Origin of the sequence: Superficieibacter sp. BNK-5, assembly GCF_047456055.1 — a bacterium.
Classification (GTDB): domain Bacteria; phylum Pseudomonadota; class Gammaproteobacteria; order Enterobacterales; family Enterobacteriaceae; genus Superficieibacter.
Genome location: NZ_CP179893.1, coordinates 1,203,612 through 1,225,612, shown reverse-complemented (window position 1 = coordinate 1,225,612; position 22,001 = coordinate 1,203,612). Strand labels below are relative to the sequence as shown.

General features: G+C 52.6%; 19 protein-coding genes. 8 read left to right on the top strand and 11 right to left on the bottom strand.

Features of this window, described 5'->3' with window-relative positions; translation table 11 throughout:
* Positions 1-18: 18 nt before the first annotated feature.
* The 3 genes from melR to ACMGGS_RS05860 all read left to right on the top strand — a co-directional run bounded on the left by melR (position 19) and on the right by ACMGGS_RS05860 (position 3,858).
* Positions 19-957, top strand: coding sequence for a transcriptional regulator MelR (gene melR, locus ACMGGS_RS05870; protein ID WP_414165384.1), 939 nt, complete (start codon positions 19-21; stop codon positions 955-957).
* Positions 958-1,122: 165 nt separating this feature from the next.
* Positions 1,123-2,577, top strand: a complete 1,455-nt coding sequence (gene nhaC / locus ACMGGS_RS05865; protein ID WP_414165383.1) for a Na+/H+ antiporter NhaC — start codon at positions 1,123-1,125, stop codon at positions 2,575-2,577.
* A gap of 99 nt (positions 2,578-2,676) precedes the next feature.
* Entirely contained in the window at positions 2,677-3,858 is a 1,182-nt protein-coding gene (locus ACMGGS_RS05860) for a MalY/PatB family protein (protein ID WP_414165382.1), read from the top strand.
* A gap of 3 nt (positions 3,859-3,861) precedes the next feature.
* Here the strand turns inward: ACMGGS_RS05860 and ACMGGS_RS05855 are convergent, their stop codons facing one another.
* The 6 genes from ACMGGS_RS05855 to ACMGGS_RS05830 all read right to left on the bottom strand — a co-directional run bounded on the left by ACMGGS_RS05855 (position 3,862) and on the right by ACMGGS_RS05830 (position 9,688).
* On the bottom strand, positions 3,862-5,607 hold the full coding sequence (locus ACMGGS_RS05855; RefSeq protein ID WP_414165381.1) for a putative frv operon regulatory protein: 1,746 nt from the start codon (positions 5,605-5,607) through the stop codon (positions 3,862-3,864).
* A 9-nt stretch (positions 5,608-5,616) separates the two neighbouring features.
* The gene (locus tag ACMGGS_RS05850; protein WP_414165380.1) at positions 5,617-6,678 is read right to left on the bottom strand and encodes an aminopeptidase; all 1,062 of its coding nucleotides are present in this window, start codon (positions 6,676-6,678) and stop codon (positions 5,617-5,619) included.
* Positions 6,668-8,110 (bottom strand): PTS fructose-like transporter subunit IIBC, encoded by a 1,443-nt coding sequence (locus ACMGGS_RS05845; protein WP_414165379.1) that lies wholly within the window; start codon positions 8,108-8,110, stop codon positions 6,668-6,670. The genes ACMGGS_RS05850 and ACMGGS_RS05845 overlap by 11 nt, the downstream gene beginning before the upstream one ends.
* 10 nt (positions 8,111-8,120) lie before the next feature.
* Entirely contained in the window at positions 8,121-8,567 is a 447-nt protein-coding gene (locus ACMGGS_RS05840) for a PTS fructose transporter subunit IIA (protein WP_414165378.1), read from the bottom strand.
* A 135-nt stretch (positions 8,568-8,702) separates the two neighbouring features.
* On the bottom strand, positions 8,703-9,026 hold the full coding sequence (locus ACMGGS_RS05835; protein WP_414166206.1) for an AzlD domain-containing protein: 324 nt from the start codon (positions 9,024-9,026) through the stop codon (positions 8,703-8,705).
* A complete protein-coding gene (locus ACMGGS_RS05830; protein WP_414165377.1) occupies positions 9,026-9,688 on the bottom strand; it encodes an AzlC family ABC transporter permease in 663 nt (220 codons plus the stop codon). The genes ACMGGS_RS05835 and ACMGGS_RS05830 overlap by 1 nt, the downstream gene beginning before the upstream one ends.
* Before the next feature lie 103 nt (positions 9,689-9,791).
* Between ACMGGS_RS05830 and ACMGGS_RS05825 the strand changes: the two genes are divergently transcribed.
* The 4 genes from ACMGGS_RS05825 to ACMGGS_RS05810 all read left to right on the top strand — a co-directional run bounded on the left by ACMGGS_RS05825 (position 9,792) and on the right by ACMGGS_RS05810 (position 14,938).
* Positions 9,792-10,340, top strand: coding sequence for a helix-turn-helix domain-containing protein (locus tag ACMGGS_RS05825; protein ID WP_194208547.1), 549 nt, complete (start codon positions 9,792-9,794; stop codon positions 10,338-10,340).
* Positions 10,341-10,401: 61 nt separating this feature from the next.
* Positions 10,402-11,397 (top strand): substrate-binding domain-containing protein, encoded by a 996-nt coding sequence (locus ACMGGS_RS05820; protein WP_414165376.1) that lies wholly within the window; start codon positions 10,402-10,404, stop codon positions 11,395-11,397.
* 112 nt (positions 11,398-11,509) lie between these two features.
* On the top strand, positions 11,510-13,633 hold the full coding sequence (locus ACMGGS_RS05815; protein WP_414165375.1) for an alpha-galactosidase: 2,124 nt from the start codon (positions 11,510-11,512) through the stop codon (positions 13,631-13,633).
* Positions 13,634-13,675: 42 nt separating this feature from the next.
* A complete protein-coding gene (locus ACMGGS_RS05810; protein ID WP_414165374.1) occupies positions 13,676-14,938 on the top strand; it encodes an MFS transporter in 1,263 nt (420 codons plus the stop codon).
* A gap of 6 nt (positions 14,939-14,944) precedes the next feature.
* Here ACMGGS_RS05810 and ACMGGS_RS05805 read toward each other — a convergent pair whose 3' ends face one another.
* From ACMGGS_RS05805 to ACMGGS_RS05795, 3 genes are all read right to left on the bottom strand, one after another.
* Positions 14,945-15,673 carry a GntR family transcriptional regulator gene (locus ACMGGS_RS05805; protein WP_414165373.1) on the bottom strand — a complete coding sequence of 243 codons (729 nt, stop codon included), beginning with the start codon at positions 15,671-15,673 and terminating at the stop codon, positions 14,945-14,947.
* A 168-nt stretch (positions 15,674-15,841) separates the two neighbouring features.
* Positions 15,842-17,092, bottom strand: coding sequence for a PTS sugar transporter subunit IIC (locus ACMGGS_RS05800; protein ID WP_414165372.1), 1,251 nt, complete (start codon positions 17,090-17,092; stop codon positions 15,842-15,844).
* A 36-nt stretch (positions 17,093-17,128) separates the two neighbouring features.
* Positions 17,129-18,439: a 6-phospho-beta-glucosidase gene (locus ACMGGS_RS05795; protein ID WP_414165371.1), complete on the bottom strand. Its 1,311-nt coding sequence runs from the start codon at positions 18,437-18,439 to the stop codon at positions 17,129-17,131.
* 452 nt (positions 18,440-18,891) lie between these two features.
* Here ACMGGS_RS05795 and ACMGGS_RS05790 point away from each other — a divergent pair, with 452 nt between their 5' ends.
* Positions 18,892-20,292 (top strand): carbohydrate porin, encoded by a 1,401-nt coding sequence (locus tag ACMGGS_RS05790; RefSeq protein WP_414165370.1) that lies wholly within the window; start codon positions 18,892-18,894, stop codon positions 20,290-20,292.
* Positions 20,293-20,483: 191 nt separating this feature from the next.
* Here the strand turns inward: ACMGGS_RS05790 and rhaM are convergent, their stop codons facing one another.
* Positions 20,484-20,798: an L-rhamnose mutarotase gene (rhaM, locus tag ACMGGS_RS05785; protein ID WP_176919624.1), complete on the bottom strand. Its 315-nt coding sequence runs from the start codon at positions 20,796-20,798 to the stop codon at positions 20,484-20,486.
* On the bottom strand, positions 20,795-21,943 hold the full coding sequence (gene fucO / locus ACMGGS_RS05780; RefSeq protein ID WP_414165369.1) for a lactaldehyde reductase: 1,149 nt from the start codon (positions 21,941-21,943) through the stop codon (positions 20,795-20,797). The genes rhaM and fucO overlap by 4 nt, the downstream gene beginning before the upstream one ends.
* Positions 21,944-22,001: the final 58 nt, after the last annotated feature.

The window sequence follows — 22,001 nt, the reverse complement described above, 5'->3', positions numbered from 1 at the left end:
CCGGGAACGCTACTCATAATGAAAAATGGTATTCCGCAACTGCCACCTGAACCGCATATGTGTCGCAGTTATGAAAAAACGACGCGTAGCCCTCTGGCACTCTATTCAGAGTATCAGCGTATGGACGTTGAGTTGCGGGCGCCGCTGGCTATGACTTACAGCCACTGGCATGGTCAGGTTGAAGTCAATGTCCCTTTCGATGGCGATGTGGAATACCTTTTTAACGATGAAGTTGTGCAGATCAAACAGGGTTATATCACCTTGTTTTGGGCCTGTACTCCTCATCAACTCACTAATCCAGGCCACTGTAAGCAGATGGCGATATTCAATTTGCCCATGCATCTGTTTTTAACCTGGCCGTTGGATCGTGAGCTGATTAATCATGTCACTCATGGCATGGTCATCGAATCTATCGCCGCACAGCAACTCAGTATTTTTGAAGTTCAGCGTTGGCAGCATGAGCTTACCAGCGATAATGAGCAGGTTCGCCAGTTGGCGATCGATGAAATTGCCCTGATGTTAAAGCGATTCAGCCTTTCTGGCTGGCAACCTGCTTTAATTCATAAAACATCGCGCACGCAGAAAGATAGCCTTTCACGGCATTCACAATTTTATGTGAGTCAGATGCTGGAGTTTATCGCAACCCATTGCGACAAAATATTGACTGTCAATGCCATAGCCGAACATGTGAAGCTAAATCCTAATTACGCGATGGGTATTTTCCAGCGTGTTATGCAACTGACCATGAAACAATACATTACGTCTATGCGTATCAATCATGTGCGTGCTCTGCTTAGCGATACGGATAAGACCATCCTTGATATAGCCATGATTGCTGGTTTTCGTTCCAGTAGCCGTTTTTACAGCACGTTTAATAAATATGTCGGTATGCCTCCTCAGCAGTACCGTAAGCTGAGTCAACAACGAAGACAACATTTGCCGCACCAGGAGGTGTAAGAGATCAGTAAAGTGTTATAGCTATGAAAAAGCATATAGCGCTAAAAATAATATGCTTCATTCCCACAAGGAACTTATATAAAAAATGTAAGTTCATACATTACTATTACTTAGGGTAAGGCTATCTGTAATAGATATTCAACTTTTAACTGTTTGGATGGAATTATGGAATTGAAGAGTAACGCTTTGAAAAATAGAAGGCAATTGTCTTTTTTCTGGTCAGTAATCCCCATGATAGTAATGCTGGGCGCGATTAGCATAGGTTATTTTGTTTTTAATATCCGTGCCGAACCTATGATTCTGATGGGGACAGCCACTGCTTCACTTATTGCACTGGCGCATGGCTATACATGGGATGATATTCTAAAATCAATTTGTGATAAAATAGCTGAAGCATTACCCGTCATCCTTATTGTTGCAAGCATAGGTTTTCTTATTGGCTCATGGATGGTATCTGGAACGATACCCATGATGATCTACTATGGGTTAAAATTTATTAATCCTCAATATTTTTATATATCCGCTTTCCTGCTGGGGGCACTCATCTCAGTATGTACCGGTACCTCCTGGGGGTCGATTGGTACCGTTGGCATTGCGATGATTGGTGTTGCTATTGGCCTGAATGTGCCGCTTGCGATTGCGGCCGGGGCCATTGTCTCTGGCTGTTGGTTTGGCGACAAATTATCTCCGGTATCTGATTCAACAAACATGGCGGCGCTTGCGGCGGGAGTGAATCTTTATTCTCATATAGCGCATCTGTTGTGGACGACCGGGCCTGGGTTTATTATATGCTGCGTCGTGTATGTTTATATGGGGATGGGAATTGATGTCTCCGTAGAAACACCAGAAAATATTTCTGTGTTGATGAACGCCATTGGACATATTTATCATTTTAATTTGTTCTTATTGTTACCGCCGATTATCGTCTTGTACGGCTCGCTCACCAAAAGACCTCCGATTCCTATGTTGTTCTTATCAACATTAGTCTCAATGATCCTTGCGTTGGTCTTTCAGGATTTTTCAGCATCTTCAGTGGGAGAGTCGGTGGTAAGCGGTTTTAAACTCGCTATGCTTGAAGGCAATAATGTCGCGGCTTTTCCTTCCGACGTCTCTCGCTTGCTGGAGCGTGGCGGTGCAATATCCATGTTCAGTAGTTTCGTGACGGTGTTTAGTGCCTTTAGTTTTGCGGGCGCAATGAGTGCCACCGGCTCGTTGCATACGGTGATTAGCGCGCTGACCAAAGGCGTTAAATCGACATTCCGTCTGGTATTAACCACTATTATCAGCACCTTTACCATCTGTGCATGTACTGCAAACGGGACGTTACCCTTACTACTTTGTGGCGACGCCTTTAAAGAGGAATACAAAAGAAGAGGGTTGGCCACCAAAAACCTCTCCCGTACAACGGAAGATGCAGGAACGGTTGTCGAGCCTATTATTCCCTGGTCAGCGTCTGGCGTCTATTGCGCAACGATGTTAGGCGTCGCGACCCTCGATTATTTACCGTGGGCCATTCTCTGTTATAGCGGTATTATCTTTGCCCTTTTGTGGGCGGCGACGGGTATTGGTATTGCAAAGTATCAACCGGGTGATGATCCTGAGCGTCTGGTTGAGAACTAATTACAGGTTTACTCTTTTATTACGCACACTAAGGAATATAAAGGCTCAGCAAAATTTAACCGCATGATGCCTTTATGATTTTTAAAACAGGAGATTGTGATGTCTGGTTTTGATCGCGTTATTACACGAGACAGGCGTAGCCGCAAGTATGGGCAATTGAAAGCAATGTTTGGTACTGAAGATGTATTACCTATGTGGATTGCAGATATGGAATTCACAACGCCAGAACCAATCCTGAATACCCTACGTGAGGTCGTGTCGCAACCTGTTCAGGGTTATAATATGGAACATCCTCAATGGCGGCAATCCGTGTGCGGGTGGTATAAAAAACGTTATGGTATCAGCGTTGATGAAGCGTGGTTACATTTTGTTCCAGGCGTAATAAAAACGATAGTCTTATCTATAATGGCATTAACGGAGAAGGGCGATCAAATATTAACATGCACGCCAATCTATGATCCTTATCCCAACCTGGTAAAAACCAGTGGAAGAAATTTGGTTCAAACTCGTTTAGTTGAAAAAAATGGCATTTACGAACTGGACTGGCATGACTTCCGCGAAAAATTAAAAACGTGCAAGATGTTTCTGTTTTCCTCTCCACACAATCCGGGGGGAATCGTTTGGGATCGGGCGACGCTTGAAGAGATTAACCGGTGTTGCCATGAGGCCGACGTCATCGTCGTATCAGATGAGGTGCATTGCGACTTAACATTGCCGCCTAAGCAGCATATTCCCTTTTTTACCCTGGATGCGTCATTAAACAGTAAATCAATCGTCTTTACTTCTATCAGCAAGGCGTTTAACACTCCCGCTATCCAGGGCGGGATCGCGCTTATAAAAAATGATGCATTGCGCAATAAATTCTATCATTTTCTCGATAACTGCTACCTTGCCGAGACGAATTCGATACAACAGGCGGCTATTTATTCTGCCTATACGGACTGCGATAACTGGATTGGAAGTTTATTACCCTATTTATCTGAAAATGTGGCCTATGTTAAGCAAGAAATTGAAAAGAACTGCCCTCTGATATCCGTGATTTATGGCGGTGCCTCTTATTTAGTTTTTCTGAATGCGCAAAAAATGGGCCTGAATGACGAGCAGTTAATGTCATTTTTTGTTCATAACGCTAAGCTTGGTCTTTCGCCGGGTATACAGTATGGTCCCGGCGGCGAGGGACACATGAGACTAAACATTGCTTGCCCACGTGCGCAACTGGCTGAGTCGATGAACAGGCTAAAGGCGGCGTATGAATCGTGTGGATTTCGCCTCCACAAATGAAGGCTATTCCCGCAATAACGCCACAAACGCCTCATGTCCGGTCAGAGCGATAATATCCTCACCCGAATAACGGTACAGTACGCTCGCCAGGTAGCTGAAGATTTTAAGCTCATGGCGGGCGCTGGAGCTGGCACAGGTAATCAGCACATGATTAACCAGCTCTCCATTCACCTGGATGGCCGAAGTCAGCGTAATAAAAAATCCGCGAAACCGCGTTTGCTGCTCGCTCCAGCAGTGGGGAATGGCAATCCGGTTCACAATCAGGTTTTCTCCCTCCTGTTCACGCAGACAGATACGTTCGGCCTCATCCGGCGTAAGGTGTTGCTCCGCGATCAGTCGCCCGCAAATGTGCGACATGATCGCCTGCCAGGATTCGTCCGCCGCGTTATCGTAATGAAAACTCCCCTCCGCCAGAAAGAAACGTTCAGGCTGCTGACGAATAAACGCCGAGGCCAGAAAATCTTTTATCTGACCGATCCCGGCTGCGGTAATAATATTTTTAATCACCAGCACTTTGTGGCGTGCTTCATCCGGGAAAAAGTGGCTGTTATTAATAATCAGCATTGGCTCAACCTCAGTGCTGATATTGTCCAACTCCGTCAGCGAATGCGCGATAATCACCCGGCAGTTAATAATTTCCCGCTCAATGGCCTGCTTATTGATGGTGGCGATGGCATTCTGCTCGCACAGCAGGATCACTGGCTGGCGTTCGTTCTGATGGCGTTCCAGCGCGCAGGCGAAATAAAGCCCCACCAGATCGCTGTCGAATACCGGAATATTGTGCTGTTCACTTAGCTGATTAATAAAATGCAGGCTCAGGTCGAACGCGGCGGGCCAGGCGGCCTTAAGGTTATTCAGGCTACCCTGACGGTTTTCTGACAGCCAGACAGGAGCGGCAGTACAGCGCAGGATATGGCCCGTTAAATCCTCTACCAGCGGCGTGTCGATAATATTCAGCCGGGCGATATCCGGCAGGGACTGCAATAATGCCTCGATACTGGCGGCAGAGACCGCACCGGCACGTTGTTGATGAAGCATCAACAAGCCATTTAGCGTATTTATTGCCTCGGTGCCTAAATACAAGCCCGCGCGCTCGATGGCTGTCCGCAGCGCCTCGTGACGTGTCTCAGGCCAGCGGCGGATGAGACGATGACGTAGCGCATAGACGGCGAGGATCACACTGGCGATATAGTCGCCGGGAATAAACGACAGTTGTAAATGCTCGTTATCCACTTCCGTGAGCATTCCGACGACCTCCGGCGTGACCCCAGGCAAGGCAATAATAAACGGATCTTTTTTCAGCAGGTTGGCCAGCAGGATAATGCGTTTTTCTTCCGGCTCATCAATAAAATGACCCATACCGGGACGACTTTGCAGAGTAAAGGCACGTTCGTAACGAAGCCGGAGACGCGGCAGTCTGTCGACCACCCACGCCTCGGGTAAATTGAGCGCCTCCGCAAGCTGAGTACGCGTGGTAAAAGCATTAATCAGCAAATGCGCCAGCAACCGGTCATCATTATCGTGCCGTTGCAGTAGCTGAAAGTAGCGGCGGCGGTCAAAAATCTCTAACCGGTAGCCTGAACTACCGGTTCCCTGAATGTGGGCCGTCCCACTGAGGGTAAAGTTAAGATAATCAATATCACGCAGAACGGTACGCCCGGAAACCTCTGTTAACCGCGCCAGCTCGATAAGAGTACCGGGCTGCTGTTCAAGAAGGTCGAGCAGGGTAAGCTGGCGTTCGTTAAGCATAATGTGCCCTTAGCGGAAATCCTTCATGTCCTGGACGTGCTGCTCATTCAGCGACAGCAACAGTTCACGTATCATCGTCAACGAGGCCTCATAATCTCTGGCGGAAATCATGCCGCTGTTAGCGTGGAGATAGCGCGTGGGCAGGCAGAGCGCGACCACAGGGCGACCGCCACCCATCACGTTATAGCGTCCGCCATCGGTCGCGCCGGTTTTCATGGTGGCAAACTGAAGCGGGGCATGGCTGCGGGTAGCGCTTTGTTTGAGCAGGGCCAGCAGTTTCTGGTTCGGGAAGTAGCGCTTATCGAATAGCATGACGCCCGGACCCTCACCCAGTTGCAGCGGATATTTAATCCCGTCAATGCCCGGAACATCGCCAGCGACGGCGGTATCCAGCACGATCACCACATCGGGCTTAATCGACTCGGCGGAGGTTTGTGCGCCGCGAAGTCCCACCTCTTCCTCAACGCTGCCTACGCCATAAAGCGTAATGTCCGGGTTGTTCACCGTCTGGAATAGCTCTGCCATCAGGGCGCAGCCAACGCGATTATCCAGCGCCTTGGCGACAATCTTATCCTCGCCCCAGCGGGCAAAATTAGCTTCCGGGCTGATGAAATCACCCACGGCAACGCCGCGATACTCTGCCTCTTTGCGGCTTTCTGCGCCGATATCAATAAACATTTCATCAAACGTCAGCGGCTGCTGCTTCTGTTTTTCGGTGAGCGCGTGCGGTGCAACCGAACCAATAATGCCGGGGATTTTCTGCCCGTCGCGGGTGCGTATGGTCACGCGATGGTTGAGCATGGACTGACTCCACCAGCCGCCCACGGTGGTGAAGCGAATAAACCCTTTCTCGCAAATATGCGTCACCATAAAGCCCACTTCGTCCATATGGCCGACGATGGCGACTTTAGGTCCGCGCGAGCCTTTACGGGCGATAAAACTGCCCAGACCGTCAAACGTAATCTCATCGGCATCGTTTTCCAGCGTCCCGATCAGGACCTGACGTACCTCATGCTCATCGCCGCTCACGGCGCTGGCATCGCAGAGCTTCCGGAGTAAATCAGTGTTCACGGGCAACCTCCTGTTGCGCGGCCTTACGTTTCAGCCACAACCCTTTAAGGATGATGATAAGAGAAATATTCAGCGCCAGACCGATGGCCAGCACCAGATAAAACGACCCGGCTGGCGACATCAGGCCAATCAGCGGATCAAAGATACCTAATCCGGGTGCCAGGCGTTTGATACCAAAAGCGATAACCAGCATACCGGTAATACCGCCAGAGAGGGTGTTAGCGGTGATCATCGGCAGCGGTGCGGCCAGTGCGTAAGGAATAGCAGGTTCAGTGGCGACGGTTGCGCCGACAACAATGGCGCTACTGGCTGCGGCTTTTTCCTGCGCCGTAAACAGTTTGGGGGCAATGTAGGTAGCAATGCCTGCGGCAACGGGAGGCAAGAGCGTGACAACGCCGACGATGCCATACCAGTCGTAAATATGTTTCTCCAGCAGCGAAAAGCAGAAGAACCACGCCGTTTTATTGATGGGTCCGCCCATATCAAATGCCAGCATCGCACCAACCAAAAACGCCGCGCCGAGCTTCATTGACGGCGGAATGGTATTCAGGAAATGCAGCAACGCGCCCATGATATCGGACATGACCGGACCGACCACGTAATAGGTCAGCACCCCGAATAGCAACAGAGTAACAAATGGGATCAACATGGACCCCAGTAGCGGTTGCAGGGCCTTGCCGAGACGGACTTTGCGGAAATAGAGCACGAAGTAGCCAACTGCCAGCCCCAGGACTACCGCGCCAAGGAAACCTGCGCCGGACTGCGTGCCGAGCATCGCTTTATCGTTTGCCAGATAACAGACCAGAAACGCAGGCGCAAACGCAGGTTTATCAGCGATGGAGGAGGCGATATACGCGCCCATAATCGGGATCATAAACGTAAAGCCGAGATAACCGATGGACTCCACTATCCAGGTAAACGACGGCGTTCCTTTTGCCATATCGGTATAAGGCAACCCGAACTGCACCAGCATATTAGCAATCGCCACCAGGATACCGCCGCCGATCACAAATGGCAGCGCAGCAGAAACCCCCGCCATCAGGTGACTCATCACGCTGCCCTGTTGTACCTCCTGATTTCCCAGCTTAACGCCGCTATCGGCCGCAAAAAGCTGTGAATGCGTCGGCAAGTGGGCAAAAATCTGGTCGATGTTTTTCAGTGCCTGAGAGATCGGAATTTCATAGACCTTTTTCCCGGCAAAACGCGCACGATCTTCACCGCTCAACCCGCGTCCGGTTGCCAGAATGACGTAATCCGCTGCGGCGATCTCCGCCTCGCTCAGGCGATTCTCCACGCCGCTCGATCCCTGCGTTTCCACTTTAATGGTATGGCCGAGCGCGCGGGCTTTTTGCTCCAGCGCTTCCGCCACCATATAGGTATGCGCGATGCCCGCCGGACAGTTGGTGATGGCAACTAACTGTAAGGATCCCATCCGGTTCTCCTTATTGGCTTAAGGTGTGGGTTAAAAGAGACAGGATCTGAGGAGCATCGCCCTGCTTGAGCTGGTCGATAAAGTCGGCATGAATGATTTTGCGGCACAGCGTGCCAATCATTTTGACCTGATCTTCCTCGCCCTCCTGCGGAACGCCGAGGCAAATCCAGCAGGTCACCGCCTCGTCATCGCTGGCCTTCCACGCCACGCCCTGATTGTTTCGGGCGAACAACACAAACGGCTGTTTGACACAGGCGCTTTTGCCGTGCGGGACGGCAACGCCTGAACCGAAACCGGTGGAGTGGAGTTTTTCACGCAGCAGCAGCGTTTGCAGAAACGCGCCGCGATCGGTGATATAGCCGTTCTGCCAGGCCATTTCCGTCAGTTGTTTGAGAATGGAATAAGCACTGTTTCCGGGGATATTGAGGTCAATACAGCTAAGGGTAAGCGTCGCCATGAACTAACTCCGTTGCACAAATCATCATCTGATTCTAATGAGATAGCGGCGTGGAGATGAGTGGCAATATGTCAAAGCCGGGTGACAATACCCGGCAGAGTGGCGTGCTAAATTTGTGGAGGAGAACACACTTTACTACGGCATTCCCGCCAGCCGTAGCAGCGCGGTTACCACGGCTGCCGCGACGATCACCACAATCAACGGCATTTTGCGCCAGGCGAGGAATACCGCGAACGCCACCCCCAGCACTCGCGCCATGCCGGCGAAATGACCGCCTTCATACAGGGCGGTTGCCAGCGCCACCGAGAAGAGAAGCGTCGTTGCCGCATCAGAGAGTAACGCCTGCGCGCGTTCGGAGAGCGTCAGCCGGTTTCCCAATTTTGCCCCGCCCAGTCGCATCAGGTACGTGCCAATCGACAGGATTGCCACACCAGTCAGGATCAACGTGTAGTCAGCCATCATTTTTTCCTTGTTGCTAAGCCCAGCAGGGAGAGCAGCACTGGCAGGCCCACCGGGGCAAAGGGCACGGCGGCAAGTGAGATAGCTGCACCGCTGGTGGCGCGGATCAGGGTGGTTTTTTTCTTCATTGCAGGCAGGACCAGCGCCAGTAGAATGGCGGGAAATACTGCGTCCAGGCCGATAGTTTCCGGCGCAGGCAGGAGCTTACCTACCGCTGCGCCCAATAGCGTACCGACCGGCCAGAACAGCGCCACGCCGATGCCGCACAGCCAGAAGGCAGCTTTACGTTGCTCCGGCGTAGGCTGAGACAGACCAAACACCACGCTCTCGTCATTCATAATGTGGCAACCAATCAGGCTCATCACGCCTTTGCCAACCAGATCGCGCACGGTAACGCCGAACGGAAAGTGACGGGCATTGACCAGCAGTCCCGCGATGGCCGCCGCCAGCGGATTACCGCCGCTGGCCACAATGCCGATAAACATAAACTCCGAGGCCCCGGCCAGCACAACGACAGAAAGCAGCAGCGGTAGCCACAGCGGAAAACCGTAGGCCATCGCCAGCGATCCGTAGGAGGCGCCGACGACACCGACGGCCAGACAAACCAGAAAAATGGCTTTTATGGTGTCGCTTTTCAGGCTGGAGAAGAACGAGAGAGACATACTATTATCGCCATAACGAACAGGTATCCATTATAATGAACATATCAATATCGTTTTTCAAGGCGAACGTTTCGTTCGGTAAATAAAACAGTGGAGTGGCTTTATGACGCAGCCAATCAGCACCATTGCCAAAAGCCTGGTCCGTGAGCGCCTGAGAACCGGACTATCGCTGGCGGAAATCGCGCGTCGTGCCGGGATCGCCAAATCAACGCTTTCCCAGCTGGAATCGGGTAATGGTAATCCCAGCCTGGAAACGCTCTGGTCACTGTGCGTGGCGCTGGATATCCCCTTTGCCCGCCTGCTTGAACCGCAGCAGCATAAAACGCAGGTTATCCGGCGGGGCGAGGGCACCAAAGTGGTGGCGGAGCAGGCACATTATCAGGCGGTGTTGCTGGCAACCTGTCCACCGGGTGCGCGTCGCGATATCTATCTTCTGCTGACGCAGCCCGGTGCCGATCGTATCTCGCATCCGCATCCTTCCGGCTCGGTCGAGCATATTATCGTCACCCAGGGACGTGCGCTGGTCGGCTTAACCGAAGCCCCGGAAGAGTTAAACGAAGGCGACTACATCTGCTATCCGGGTGACCAGCCACACGTATTCAAAGCGCTGGAGCCGGACACCCAGGCCATTCTCGTCGCCGAACAGAACTGACGCTGGATCCCTTTTCCCGGTTGCGGGACACTATCATGCCAATCAGCCTGTGCAGGTACGTATGTCACTTAAAGCCATTGCGAAAGAATTGCAGCTCTCCGTCACCACGGTGAGTCGCGCGTTAAACGGATACGACGATGTTTCCCGCGAGACGCGCGCCCGCGTCGAAGCAGAAGCGCAGCGGCGTGGCTACCGTCCGAACACCTTTGCCCGCCGTTTGAAAATGGGCAAAATTGACGCGGTAGGGCTGGTGTTTCCCGTCCGTCCTGCGCCGCTGAGCAACAGCGTTTTTATCGAGATGGTCGGCGAAATCAGTCACGAGCTGGCACGTTATGAAATCGACCTGCTGCTGATGGCCGATGACGACGAGGCCGATAAACACGGCTTCATGCGGATGGTGCAGAGTCGGCGCGTCGACACGCTGATCGTCGCGCATACCCTGGACCACGATCCACGCCTTGAGCAGTTGCAGCGTGCCGGATTCCCGTTTCTCGCGCTGGGCCGCAGCCAGCTTCCCCGGCCCTATGCCTGGTTTGACTTCGATAACTATGCCGGGACGTATCAGGCCACGCGCCACCTGATTGCACAGGGCCATCAACGCATTGCGCTGCTAAGTGAACGTAATAATCAGGCCTTTATTACCCAGCGGCGCAACGGTTATCTGGACGCGTTGCGCGAAGCGGGCCTTTCTGATGCATGGCTACGCGTCGTACCGCCTTCTCGTCGCGCGGGTTATAACGAAACGCAGGCACTGCTCGCGCTGCCTGAACCCCCCACCGCCATCGTCACCGACTGCAACACGCACGGCGATGGTGCCGCCATGGCGCTGTCCTATATGGGAAGGCTCGAGGGTGACAACCGCGTGGCGCTTATTGTCTACGATGGCCTGCCACAGGACAGCATCGTGGAAACCGACGTCGCCGCCGTGATCCAGTCGACGCGACAAGGCGTGGGCAAGCAGATTGCGGCCATGGTCCGCCAGCTTATTGGCGGAGAAGATCTCTCTCAGTTGCAGGTGCTGTGGCAACCTGAATTCACGCGGGGCGTCACCGCCTGATTTTCCACCTTACACGTAAAATTATATCTTGATCACAGATCCGAAACGTTTTGGTTGTTGTCCGAAACGTTTCGGATCAACAGTAAGACATCCCGACGACAGGAGATGTCTGATGCAAGATTCGATTTTACGCCTTGAAAGCGCCACCGTAGATGTAGTGATCAAAACCCACCCCTTCGCCGAAATTCTCTATTGGGGAGCGCATCTTAAGCACTTTTCGCCGCAGGATGCCGCCAGTCTGGTTCGCCCGGTAGCGAACGGCAGGCTGGATGTGGATATTCCGTTAACCCTGATGGCAGAGCCGGGGCACGGTCTGTTCGGCACGCCGGGCATCGAAGGCCACCGACAGGGGCTGGATGGCTCGCCGATGTTTAAAACGGTGAACGTTGAGCGGCAGGGGCAGGCGCTGACGATCCTCGCCGAGGATGAGCTGGCGGGGCTGCGCCTGGTCAGTGAAATTAATCTTGATACCAGCGGTGTGCTGGTGGTGCGCCATGGGGTGACCAACCTGCGTGCGCAGGCGTGGCAGGTGGACAGGCTGGCGGTCACGCTGCCGGTGGCCGAACGCGCCCGCGACGTGATGGCCTTTCATGGTCGCTGGATCCGCGAGTTTCAGCCGCATCGCCTGACCCTTGAACATGACAGTGTCGTGCTGGAAAGCCGCCGGGGACGCAGCTCGCATGAACATTTCCCGGCGCTGATGACCGGCACGCCAGCGTTCAGTGAAATGCACGGCGACGTCTGGGGCGTTCATCTCGGCTGGAGCGGCAACCACCGCCTGCGGGCAGAGGTAAAAACCGACGGTCGTCGTTACGTACAGGCCGAAGCGCTGTACCTGCCGGGCGAAATGGCGCTGGAAGAGGGTGAAACACTGTGGACACCACGGCTGTACGCCAGCTACTCCGCGCAGGGCCTTAACGGCATGAGCCAGCAGTTCCACCGCTATCTGCGCGAGAACCTCATTCGCTTCCCGGATAACAAGCCGCGCCCGGTGCATCTCAATACCTGGGAGGGTATCTACTTCGACCACGATCCGGCGTACATCATGAAGATGGCGGACGATGCCGCCGCGCTGGGCGTGGAACGTTTCATTATTGATGATGGCTGGTTTAAGGGCCGTAACGATGATTACGCGGCGTTAGGCGACTGGTATCTGGATGAGAAGAAATACCCGCAGGGACTGAAACCCGTTATCGACCATGTTAAAGCTCAGGGTATGGAATTTGGCATCTGGGTAGAGCCAGAAATGGTTAACCCGGACTCAGATTTATACCGCGCGCATCCGGAGTGGGTGCTGGCGATGCCAGGGTATCCGCAGTTGCGTGGCCGTCATCAACTGGTGCTGAACCTGAATATTCCGCAGGTTTTTGATTACCTGCTTGAGCGCATGAGCTGGCTGCTCGGCGAGCACGAGATTGACTATGTGAAGTGGGATATGAACCGGGAAATCGTTCAGCCTGCGCATGAGGGTAAAGCGGCGGCCGATGCGCAAACCCGTCAGTATTACCGTCTGCTGGATACCCTGCGTGCCCGCTTCCCGCATATTGAATTCGAATCCTGCTCCTCGGGCGGCGGTCGTATCGACTACGAGGTGTTGACCCGCTGCCATCGCTTCTGGCCCTCGGATAATAATGACGCGCTGGAACGTAACACCATTCAACGCGGCATGAGCTACTTCTTTCCGCCGGAAGTGATGGGCGCGCACATTGGCAACCGCCACTGTCACGCCACCTTCCGTCAGCACAGCATTGCGTTTCGCGGCCTGACCGCGCTGTTTGGACACATGGGGCTGGAGCTGGACCCGGTCAGCGCCGATGCGCAGGAGCGTGAGGGCTACCGGCATTATGCTGCGCTTTACAAACAGTGGCGCGGCCTTATCCATAGCGGGACGCAGTGGCGGCTTGATATGCCGGACACGACCACCATGGCGCAGGCGATAGTCGCGCAGGATCGGCGTCAGGCGCTGCTGCTGGTGAGTCAACTGGCGATGCCGGATTACACCCTGATGTCACCGCTGCGGATGGCGGGGCTGGACGTCGATGCACAGTACCGCATTACGCTGCTCGATCACCCGGATATCAGTATTACCGGTGAGGGCGGGCATACCATGCGCAAGCTGCCGGAGTGGATGCTGACGTCGCAAACCATCAGCGGTGAATGGTTGATGCAGGCGGGAATGTCGTTGCCGATTCTGGATCCCGAAAGTGCCATCCTGATTGGCTTCGAACGCGTGTAAGCGTGTAGGGTCGCGCAGGCGGCCCTTATCTGAGGAATAAAAATGAATACCACGATCTGTACCCACAAAGACAATCCGAATTTCTGGATTTTTGGCCTGTTCGTTTTTCTCTACTTTTTTATTATGGCCACCTGCTTCCCCTTTCTGCCGATCTGGCTGTCCGACATTATCGGTCTGACCAAAACGGACACCGGGATTGTGTTCTCCTGCGTCTCCCTGTTTGCGATTAGCTTCCAGCCAGTGCTCGGGGTGATTTCCGACCGGCTGGGGCTGAAAAAGAACCTGTTGTGGGTCATCGCGATTGCCCTTTTTCTGTTTGCGCCCTTTTTTCTCTACGTCTTTGCGCCGTTGCTGAAAACCAATATCTGGCTCGGTGCGCTGGCCGGAGGGATTTATATTGGTTTTGTTTTCTCTGCGGGGTCAGGCGCGATGGAAGCCTACGTGGAGCGTGTGAGCCGTAACAGCAACTTTGAATACGGCAAGGCGCGGATGTTTGGCTGCCTGGGCTGGGGGCTGTGCGCCTCAACGGCGGGGATGCTGTTCAGCGTTAACCCGGAATGGGTGTTCTGGATGGGATCGGCGGCAGCCCTTCTGCTGATGCTATTGCTGCTGGTGGCGAAACCCCGGCAAAATCAGACCGCACAGGTCATGGATGCCCTCGGCGCGAACCAGCCGCAAATCAACGCCAGAATGGTCTTTAGTCTGTTCCGTCAGCGTAAAATGTGGATGCTGGTGCTATATGTCATTGGTGTCGCCTGTGTTTACGATGTTTTCGACCAGCAATTTGCGACCTTCTTTAAATCCTTTTTTGCCACGCCGGAAGCGGGTACCCGCGCCTTTGGTTTCGCCACCACCGCAGGCGAGATCTGTAATGCGATAATTATGTTCTGCTCGCCGTGGATCATTAATCGCATCGGGGCAAAGAATACGCTGCTGATCGCCGGACTGATTATGACGATGCGTATTGTCGGCTCGTCATTTGCGACCACGGCAATGGAGGTCGTCGCGCTGAAGATGCTACATGCGCTGGAAGTGCCGTTCCTGCTGGTGGGCGTGTTTAAATATATTACCGGGGTATTCGACACCCGGCTTTCCGCGACGATTTATCTCATTGGATTCCAGTTTGCTAAGCAGCTGGCCGCGATTTTCCTGTCCGCTTTTGCGGGAAATATGTATGACCGCATCGGCTTCCAGGATACCTACCTGATCCTTGGCTGCTTCGTGCTGGCGATGACGGTGCTGTCAGCGTTTACCTTATCCGGCACGCCGCTGATTAATCCGCTGAAAAACCGGCTTGCCCAGTAATGTCCGCTATTTCCCCACCCAGTTATTTTTGATTTTAAACTTATCGGCACGGTTATAACTAAACGAGTAGTTAAACGCCGTGCCATCCTCAAGTTTGGTCACGCCGGAGACTTTAAGCATCGGACGGCCCGGCTGAATGGAGAGAAGCGCCGCCAGTTCCTCGCCAAACAAATCGCCTTCAATCACCGAGCTATAAAACTTTATCTTCTTGCCCGTGGTGTGCTCGATATATTCGTAAAGCGAGCCTTCCTCGAGGATCCGGGAGGGGATCACGGGGATAACGCCGCGATTAATCCATGAGTCCTCTACCAGTACCGGCTCGTCATCAATCAGGCGAACGCGGCGGATAAAGTGCACCGGTTCGCCTTCGTTGATCTCAAGATGGCGGGCAACGGTTTTATCGGCGGGAAGAAGCTGGTGACAAACCAGACGGCTGGAGACTTTTGCCTGCTCACGAAATTCCCGGGAGAAGCCTTGTACGGAATCGCTGGTGCCGTCATTGAGCATGAAAACATCGTCTTCAATCGCACGGGTGACGAACATGCCCTTACCGTGGATGCGCTCGATAAACCCTTCCTGCTCAAGCATGTGCATCGCTTTTTGCAGCGTAACCCTGGTAACGCCATGCGTGACGGCCAGCTCGCGTTCTGACGGGATTTTCTCGCCGACCTGCCATGTATTGCTCAGGATCTGTTTTTTTATCGCGTTTTTTATCTGAATATAGCGAGCGGTCATCGTGCCGGATCTTGATAAAGAAAAAGAGCGTTAGTGTAACATTAACGTCGTGGCGGGAAATCAAAAGCGCATCACATCTGAAGTGATTATACCGATAACATATTGAAATTTAATTGAATGCAGGCCGGGTGAGCGAAGCGCCACCCGGCAGAATGGAACAAAAAACGATTACGCCCCGGCGCTGGCTAAGGCGGCAGCTTCTTCTTTCTCAGTAGCCAGTTGCTTACGCTCAAGGATACGGAAGAAGGGGTAATACATGACCGTTGAGATAATCACCATGCAGCCAGACCAGATGGCGGCCGGAATATTCCCGCCGGTAGCAAAGTAGCCGTTAAGGATCGGCGGCATGGTCCAGGGGATCTGGAATACCGGACGACCAATAATGCCAAACTGCATCAGCAGATACGAGCAGGTGCAGATGACCATTGGCGTCAGGATCAACGGCAGCATCATGACCGGGTTAAACACCATCGGCACACCGAAGATCACCGGTTCATTAATACAAAAGATGGCCGGACCAATGGAAATGCGTCCCAGCGATTTGTAATAGCGGCTTTTGGATAAGAGCATCGCCAGTACCAGCCCCATCGTTGCGCCGGACCCGCCGGAACAGATGAAGAAGTTATAAAACCCTTCAGCCGTAATATGCGGCACCGGTTGATGTTGCAGATAAGCCTCGGTGTTTTCAGCAATAAACTTGAGAAATATCGGGCTGGTAATACCGGAGAGAACGTTAGTCCCGTGAATACCACAGCTCCACAGCAGTGAGATCAGCGCCACCAGAATGAGTATCCCCGGCAGCGTATCCAGCCCGATAACCAGCGGGCTTAAGATCAGCGTGAAAAAGGCGTTGATATCAAAATTGAGCACCACTCGTACCAGCCAAATCAGGATCAGGCAGGCCATTGCGGGGGCCAGACTGATAAAAGACTGGAGCACCGCTGGCGGAACGCTGTCCGGCAGACGGATATAAATCTTCTTAACCACGAAAAAGCGGACGATATAAACCGTGATGACCGATAAAATAATCGCCGAAAATAATCCCGCCGCGCCGAAGTTATTGACGTTGATTTTATGGGTATCATCAAGCTGGGCGAGCAGAAAAACTGCGACTGTAATACAGCAGCAGCTCAGACAATCCAGCTTGTAATATTTGGCAAGGTTGTAGCTGATGCCAATCGCCGCAATCAGACCAATCGCGCCAAAGGTGGCTTGCACCGGTACGCTAAGCATTTCGGCATACGGGCCGAGAAACTCGCTCCATCCGGGGATCGGCAAGTTGGCAATGATTAGAAACACGCTGCCTGCAATAATAAAGGGCAGGGTAAACGAGATCCCGTCACGTATAGCGACCATAATGACGTTATTACCCACTCGCATCAAAATGGGTAACAGTTTGTTTTCCAGAAAGTCTTGCATAAAAAAATCCCTTTAATGAGATATTCTGCGGCCAGCTCAGAAAGTGTACTGCGGCAGGAAATCACGGTTTGCCGCCAGATAGTCATTAAGAATGTGCTGCGCGATTTCAACTGAAGGCACCAGCGGATGATTAACCAGTGCCAGTAGCGCGATGCTGGTATCGCCAGTCATTGCCGCCTCAACCGTCAGCTCTTCAAACGCTTTTACGCTCTGAATCAGGCCACGAATACGCACGGGCAGACGACCATAAGCCAGCGGGTGAGCGCCCAATTTGTTAATGACCGCGCTGGTTTCGATCACCGCATCGTCAGGCAAGTCGGGCGTGGTTCCCTGGTTCGGCACGTTAACGACATGCACTTCGTGTTTGTTGTTATAGATTGAACTGATGATGGAGCACGCGGTATCGGAGTACAACGCACCGCCACGGCTGGAGAGTTCGGCCGGTTTTTCGCACAGCGCCGGGTTCTTGTACAGTTCAAGTAGTGAATGCTCAATTTCCAGCGAGCGCTCGCCGCGCGTGCCGCCGTTTCTCTGATCTTCCAGTTCGTGCTCCACCATTTCCCGGTTCAGATAAAAATACTTCAGATAGGAGAGCGGATAGAGGTTCAGCGCGCGGATAAACTCTGGCGGCAGGCCAACATCGGGCACGTTTTTAAGCTTATTGGTGCCAGTACCCTGCGCTAATTTTTCAATAAAATCGGCGGTCGTATCGTTGCCGTTCAGGAGAATGCGATCGGCAAAAATAAGATGGTTCAGGCCCATGACACGCGCGGTAACCGCGTTACGTTCAACGCCGTAGGCTTTGGCGATATCCATCATCATGTTATTTGCACCGCTGCAAATCCCCAGTGATTTGATGGGGCTGTATTTGGCGATGGCCTCGGTCACAATGCCTGCCGGATTGGTGAAGTTGATCATCCAGGCGTCAGGACACAACTCTTCCATGTCCTTACAAATATCCAGCAACACCGGAATAGTGCGCTGGGCTTTCATAAAGCCGCCCGGCCCGGTGGTTTCCTGGCCCAATACGCCATATTTCAGCGGGATTTTTTCATCGTTGATGCGAGCCGCTAACTGACCCACGCGGATTTGCGTCGTCACAAAATCTGCATCTTTGAGCGCTTCCCGACGGTCGGTCGTCAGGTGAACCGTCATCGAGATGCCCGCCTTTTTCACCATCCTTTGCGCCAGCTGGCCCACAATCTCTAATTTTTCTCGCCCGGCGTCTATATCGACCAGCCAGTATTCCGTGACGGGAAGATCAGTATGCCGCCGAATAAAGCCATCAATCAGTTCCGGGGTATAGCCTGAACCACCGCCAATCGTTACAACTTTCAACTTTTCCATGTGGCCTCGTATTTATTTAAACTGGCATATGCCAGATTTGAGGAAAATATACCAATCCATTACCGCTGAAATAGCGAGATAGCTCACAAATTCCGAGAGACATAAAAATGCAGGGAATACGGGGGGTTAAAAATTAATATATTCATCAAATAACTACTTCTAACTAATATATTCTTTATATTTATAGTTCAATTTTATTTCGTTAAATAATGTTACCTTGCTCACGTTATTGTATTTTGCAATATTTACTTGAAGTGGCCTTGATAATACTCTGCCCCGGCCTGCGTTGGGTTATACCTCTTATTTGATAGGGTGGGTTTCTTTTATGGGAGCCATTAATACGCTTTCAATTAAACAGGTAAATCATAAAAAAAACTATTCGCCAGAAATATATATCGACGCGCAAATATAGATTTTAAGAATTAATGAATCATTGAAAAGGAATGGTAATAATGAAGAAAACAACGCTTGCAATCACAATAGGATTATTGCTGGTTGCTAATACCGGGTTTGCTAAAACCCAACGTATGACTCTGGAACAGCGTTTAGAACAGATGGAAGCACGGCTGGAAGCGGCAGAAAACCGCGCTGCGCAGGCCGAGAATAAAGTTCAGCAACTGCAAATTAAGCAAGCTGCTGAAATAAAAGAAATTAAAGCTGCTCAGGGGAACACCCCGGTTAATGGTCAAACGCCTGCGGCAGAAACCAAAAAAAATGCCTCTTCACCTAACCTGTTGTTGACAGGTTACGGCGATCTTAAAATCTATGGCGACGTCGAATTTAATATGGACGGCGAAAGCCGCCGTGGCACGCTGACGAAACTTAATGAAGATCATACCACTGAACAGTGGGATATGGACGGTCGTATCCTGATCGGCTTCGACGGTATGCGTAAACTGGATGATGGTCGTTTCGCCGGTTTCTCCATTCAGCCGCTGGCGGATATGTACGGTTCCATGAACCTTGATGATGCCTACTTCCATTTCGGTCAGGAAAATGACTGGAAAGTTAAAATTGGGCGCTTCGAAGCCTTCGATATGTTCCCGCTTAACAATGATACCTTTGTTGAGCATTCCGGTAATACCGCGAACGATCTGTACTCCGATGGTCAGGGCTATATCTATATGATGAAAGAAGGCCGTGGTCGTTCGGATGCTGGCGGTAACTTCCTGCTGAGCAAACAGATCGATGACTGGTATTTCGAACTGAACTCCCTGATTGAAGACGGTTCATCACTGTATGCAGACAGCGGCAATGTCCAGGGTGTCGATGGACGTAGCTACCATGGCCGCGAAATGTCGAAAGAGAAGAACGTCGTCTACCTGCGTCCGGTCGTTTCCTGGTCAGCGACTGATGCGCTGACTTTCTCCGCAGCAATGGAATCTAACGTTGTGAATAACGCCTATGGTTATTACAACAATAAAGGCGATCTTGTCGATCAGTCAGACCGTACCGGTTACGGCTTTACGATGACCTGGAACGGCCAGAAAGCTGACCCGCTTGATGGCGTTCTCTGGAACGTGAACACCGCGTATATGGATGCCGACAGCGAGCAGGACTTCACTGCCGCCACCAACGTTACGTGGAGAAACTTCGAGCTGGGTTATATCTACGCGCATAACAAGATCGACGATTTCAGCGGCGTTGTTTGTGATAACGACTGCTGGATCGACGATGAAGGCACCTACGATATTCATACCATTCATGCGTCATACCTGATCCCGAACGTGATGGATATGCAGAACTTCAATATCTATCTGGGCGCGTACTACTCTAAAATCCAGAGCAGCGAAGAGATCTCCAGCGACGACGATCGCTACGGCGCGCGCGTCCGCTTCAAATACTACTTCTAAGTGGGTTAAAGCAGAAAAAACGCCTGAATATCAGGCGTTTTTTTATGGGTGTCGGGCAACGCCTGTGCTGGCGGCGTTGCCCGGCGGCGCTTCGCTTGCGCGGGCCTACGGGGTACGTATAACTTATTGATGTTGATGGTTTTCGTAGGCCGGGTAAGGCGAAGCCGCCACCCGGCACATGTACAGTGAGATCACGCCAGATAAAACACGTTTTTCAACTCGCTACTCACCGGGCTGTTGTCCGCGTTGGCAGGCATCACGTCACGCATATGCTTCCACCAGCGCTGGCAGATTTCCGTTTCGGCAACCGCATCCCAGCGCTCTTCCGACTCGATGTCGACCGTCGCAAACAGCAGATTGCGTTGTTTATCGAGCCAGATGGCGTAGTGGTGCGCGCCGTGCGCCTTCAGCGTCGCTTCCAGTTCGGGCCAGATGGGATTGTGACGGCGCTGGTACTCTTCATGCGCATCAGCATTGACCTGCATGACAAAGGCTTTGCGGATCATAATGCCTCCAGATACAACTCACGGACCTCATCGCGGGTAGCAGTGCGTGGGTTGCAGGGCGCGCACGGATCGGCGAGGGCTTTGTCCAGCCAGCCTTCGATATCCGCTTTGGTGACCCCGAGTTTGCTGAAGCCAGACGGAATACCGACGCGTGTGCTCAGGGAGCGGATGGCGTTAATCGCTTCCTTGCTGGCCGCCTCCTCACTCATATCGCGCGTGTCCACGCCCATCGCCTGTGCGACGCGAGCAAAGCGGGCCACCGCATTAGGACGGTTAAAATTCTCAATGATCGGCAGCAGAATGGCATTACAGACGCCATGCGGCAGATTGTGCGTCGCGCCCGGCTGATGCGCCAGAGCATGAACCAGACCGAGACCGGCGCTGTTAAAAGCCATGCCGGCAAGGTACTGACCGAACGCCATCTGCTCGCGGGCTTGCAGATCGTGTCCATTGTCGACGGCTTTCGGCAGCCACTGCGTAATCAGACGGATCGATTCCAGCGCATTGGCGTCGGTCAGCGGATGCGCACCGACGGAAACGTAGGCTTCTACCGCGTGAGTCAATGCATCCATGCCGGTAGCCGCCGTGACGGAGGCCGGAATTTCCAGCATTACGCTGGCGTCATCGACCGCAATATCCGGAATGATATTCGGATCGATAATGACTTCTTTCACCTGACGCTCGCTATTGATGATCACCGCGTTGCTGGTCATCTCAGCGGCGGTCCCGGCGGTAGTATTGATCGCCACCAGCGGCACGCCCGCATTTTTCACTTTACCGACGCCGGAATAAGCGGTCGATGGCGCGAGGTTGGCGGTCAGGATTTTCACCGCTTTCGCGGTATCAATCGGGCTACCGCCGCCGAAGGCAATCAGGTAATCGCACTGCGCATCCTGATACGCGGCATAGCCTTTTTGTACCAGTGCTTCGGTCGGATTAGGGAAGACGTCATCAAACAGATGGTATGACATTTGATGCGCATCCAGCGCGGTAAACAGGCTGTCCAGCAGGCCGAGTTTGACCAGTTGACTGTCGGTAACAATCAGCGCCTTGCCCCACTGTTTGTCTGCAACCAGTTTTACCATATCGCCAATGGCACCTGCGCCGTGCAGGCTGATTTTTGGAAGTGCCAACATAAAGCTCATGAAATTCTCCTTAATGCTATCCGTTATCCTTCAGGCTGCCACGGTAAGGCGACGTTCT

What these genes read in the sequence shown, in the direction of transcription:
- melR (WP_414165384.1), top strand. Translation starts at nt 19, where the DNA reads ATGAAAAATGGTATTCCGCAACTGCCACCTGAACCGCATATGTGTCGC.
- nhaC (WP_414165383.1), top strand. Translation starts at nt 1,123, where the DNA reads ATGGAATTGAAGAGTAACGCTTTGAAAAATAGAAGGCAATTGTCTTTT.
- ACMGGS_RS05860 (WP_414165382.1), top strand. Translation starts at nt 2,677, where the DNA reads ATGTCTGGTTTTGATCGCGTTATTACACGAGACAGGCGTAGCCGCAAG.
- ACMGGS_RS05855 (WP_414165381.1), bottom strand. Translation starts at nt 5,607, where the DNA reads ATGCTTAACGAACGCCAGCTTACCCTGCTCGACCTTCTTGAACAGCAG.
- ACMGGS_RS05845 (WP_414165379.1), bottom strand. Translation starts at nt 8,110, where the DNA reads ATGGGATCCTTACAGTTAGTTGCCATCACCAACTGTCCGGCGGGCATC.
- ACMGGS_RS05840 (WP_414165378.1), bottom strand. Translation starts at nt 8,567, where the DNA reads ATGGCGACGCTTACCCTTAGCTGTATTGACCTCAATATCCCCGGAAAC.
- ACMGGS_RS05835 (WP_414166206.1), bottom strand. Translation starts at nt 9,026, where the DNA reads ATGGCTGACTACACGTTGATCCTGACTGGTGTGGCAATCCTGTCGATT.
- ACMGGS_RS05830 (WP_414165377.1), bottom strand. Translation starts at nt 9,688, where the DNA reads ATGTCTCTCTCGTTCTTCTCCAGCCTGAAAAGCGACACCATAAAAGCC.
- ACMGGS_RS05825 (WP_194208547.1), top strand. Translation starts at nt 9,792, where the DNA reads ATGACGCAGCCAATCAGCACCATTGCCAAAAGCCTGGTCCGTGAGCGC.
- ACMGGS_RS05820 (WP_414165376.1), top strand. Translation starts at nt 10,402, where the DNA reads ATGTCACTTAAAGCCATTGCGAAAGAATTGCAGCTCTCCGTCACCACG.
- ACMGGS_RS05815 (WP_414165375.1), top strand. Translation starts at nt 11,510, where the DNA reads ATGCAAGATTCGATTTTACGCCTTGAAAGCGCCACCGTAGATGTAGTG.
- ACMGGS_RS05810 (WP_414165374.1), top strand. Translation starts at nt 13,676, where the DNA reads ATGAATACCACGATCTGTACCCACAAAGACAATCCGAATTTCTGGATT.
- ACMGGS_RS05805 (WP_414165373.1), bottom strand. Translation starts at nt 15,673, where the DNA reads ATGACCGCTCGCTATATTCAGATAAAAAACGCGATAAAAAAACAGATC.
- ACMGGS_RS05800 (WP_414165372.1), bottom strand. Translation starts at nt 17,092, where the DNA reads ATGCAAGACTTTCTGGAAAACAAACTGTTACCCATTTTGATGCGAGTG.
- ACMGGS_RS05795 (WP_414165371.1), bottom strand. Translation starts at nt 18,439, where the DNA reads ATGGAAAAGTTGAAAGTTGTAACGATTGGCGGTGGTTCAGGCTATACC.
- ACMGGS_RS05790 (WP_414165370.1), top strand. Translation starts at nt 18,892, where the DNA reads ATGAAGAAAACAACGCTTGCAATCACAATAGGATTATTGCTGGTTGCT.
- rhaM (WP_176919624.1), bottom strand. Translation starts at nt 20,798, where the DNA reads ATGATCCGCAAAGCCTTTGTCATGCAGGTCAATGCTGATGCGCATGAA.
- fucO (WP_414165369.1), bottom strand. Translation starts at nt 21,943, where the DNA reads ATGAGCTTTATGTTGGCACTTCCAAAAATCAGCCTGCACGGCGCAGGT.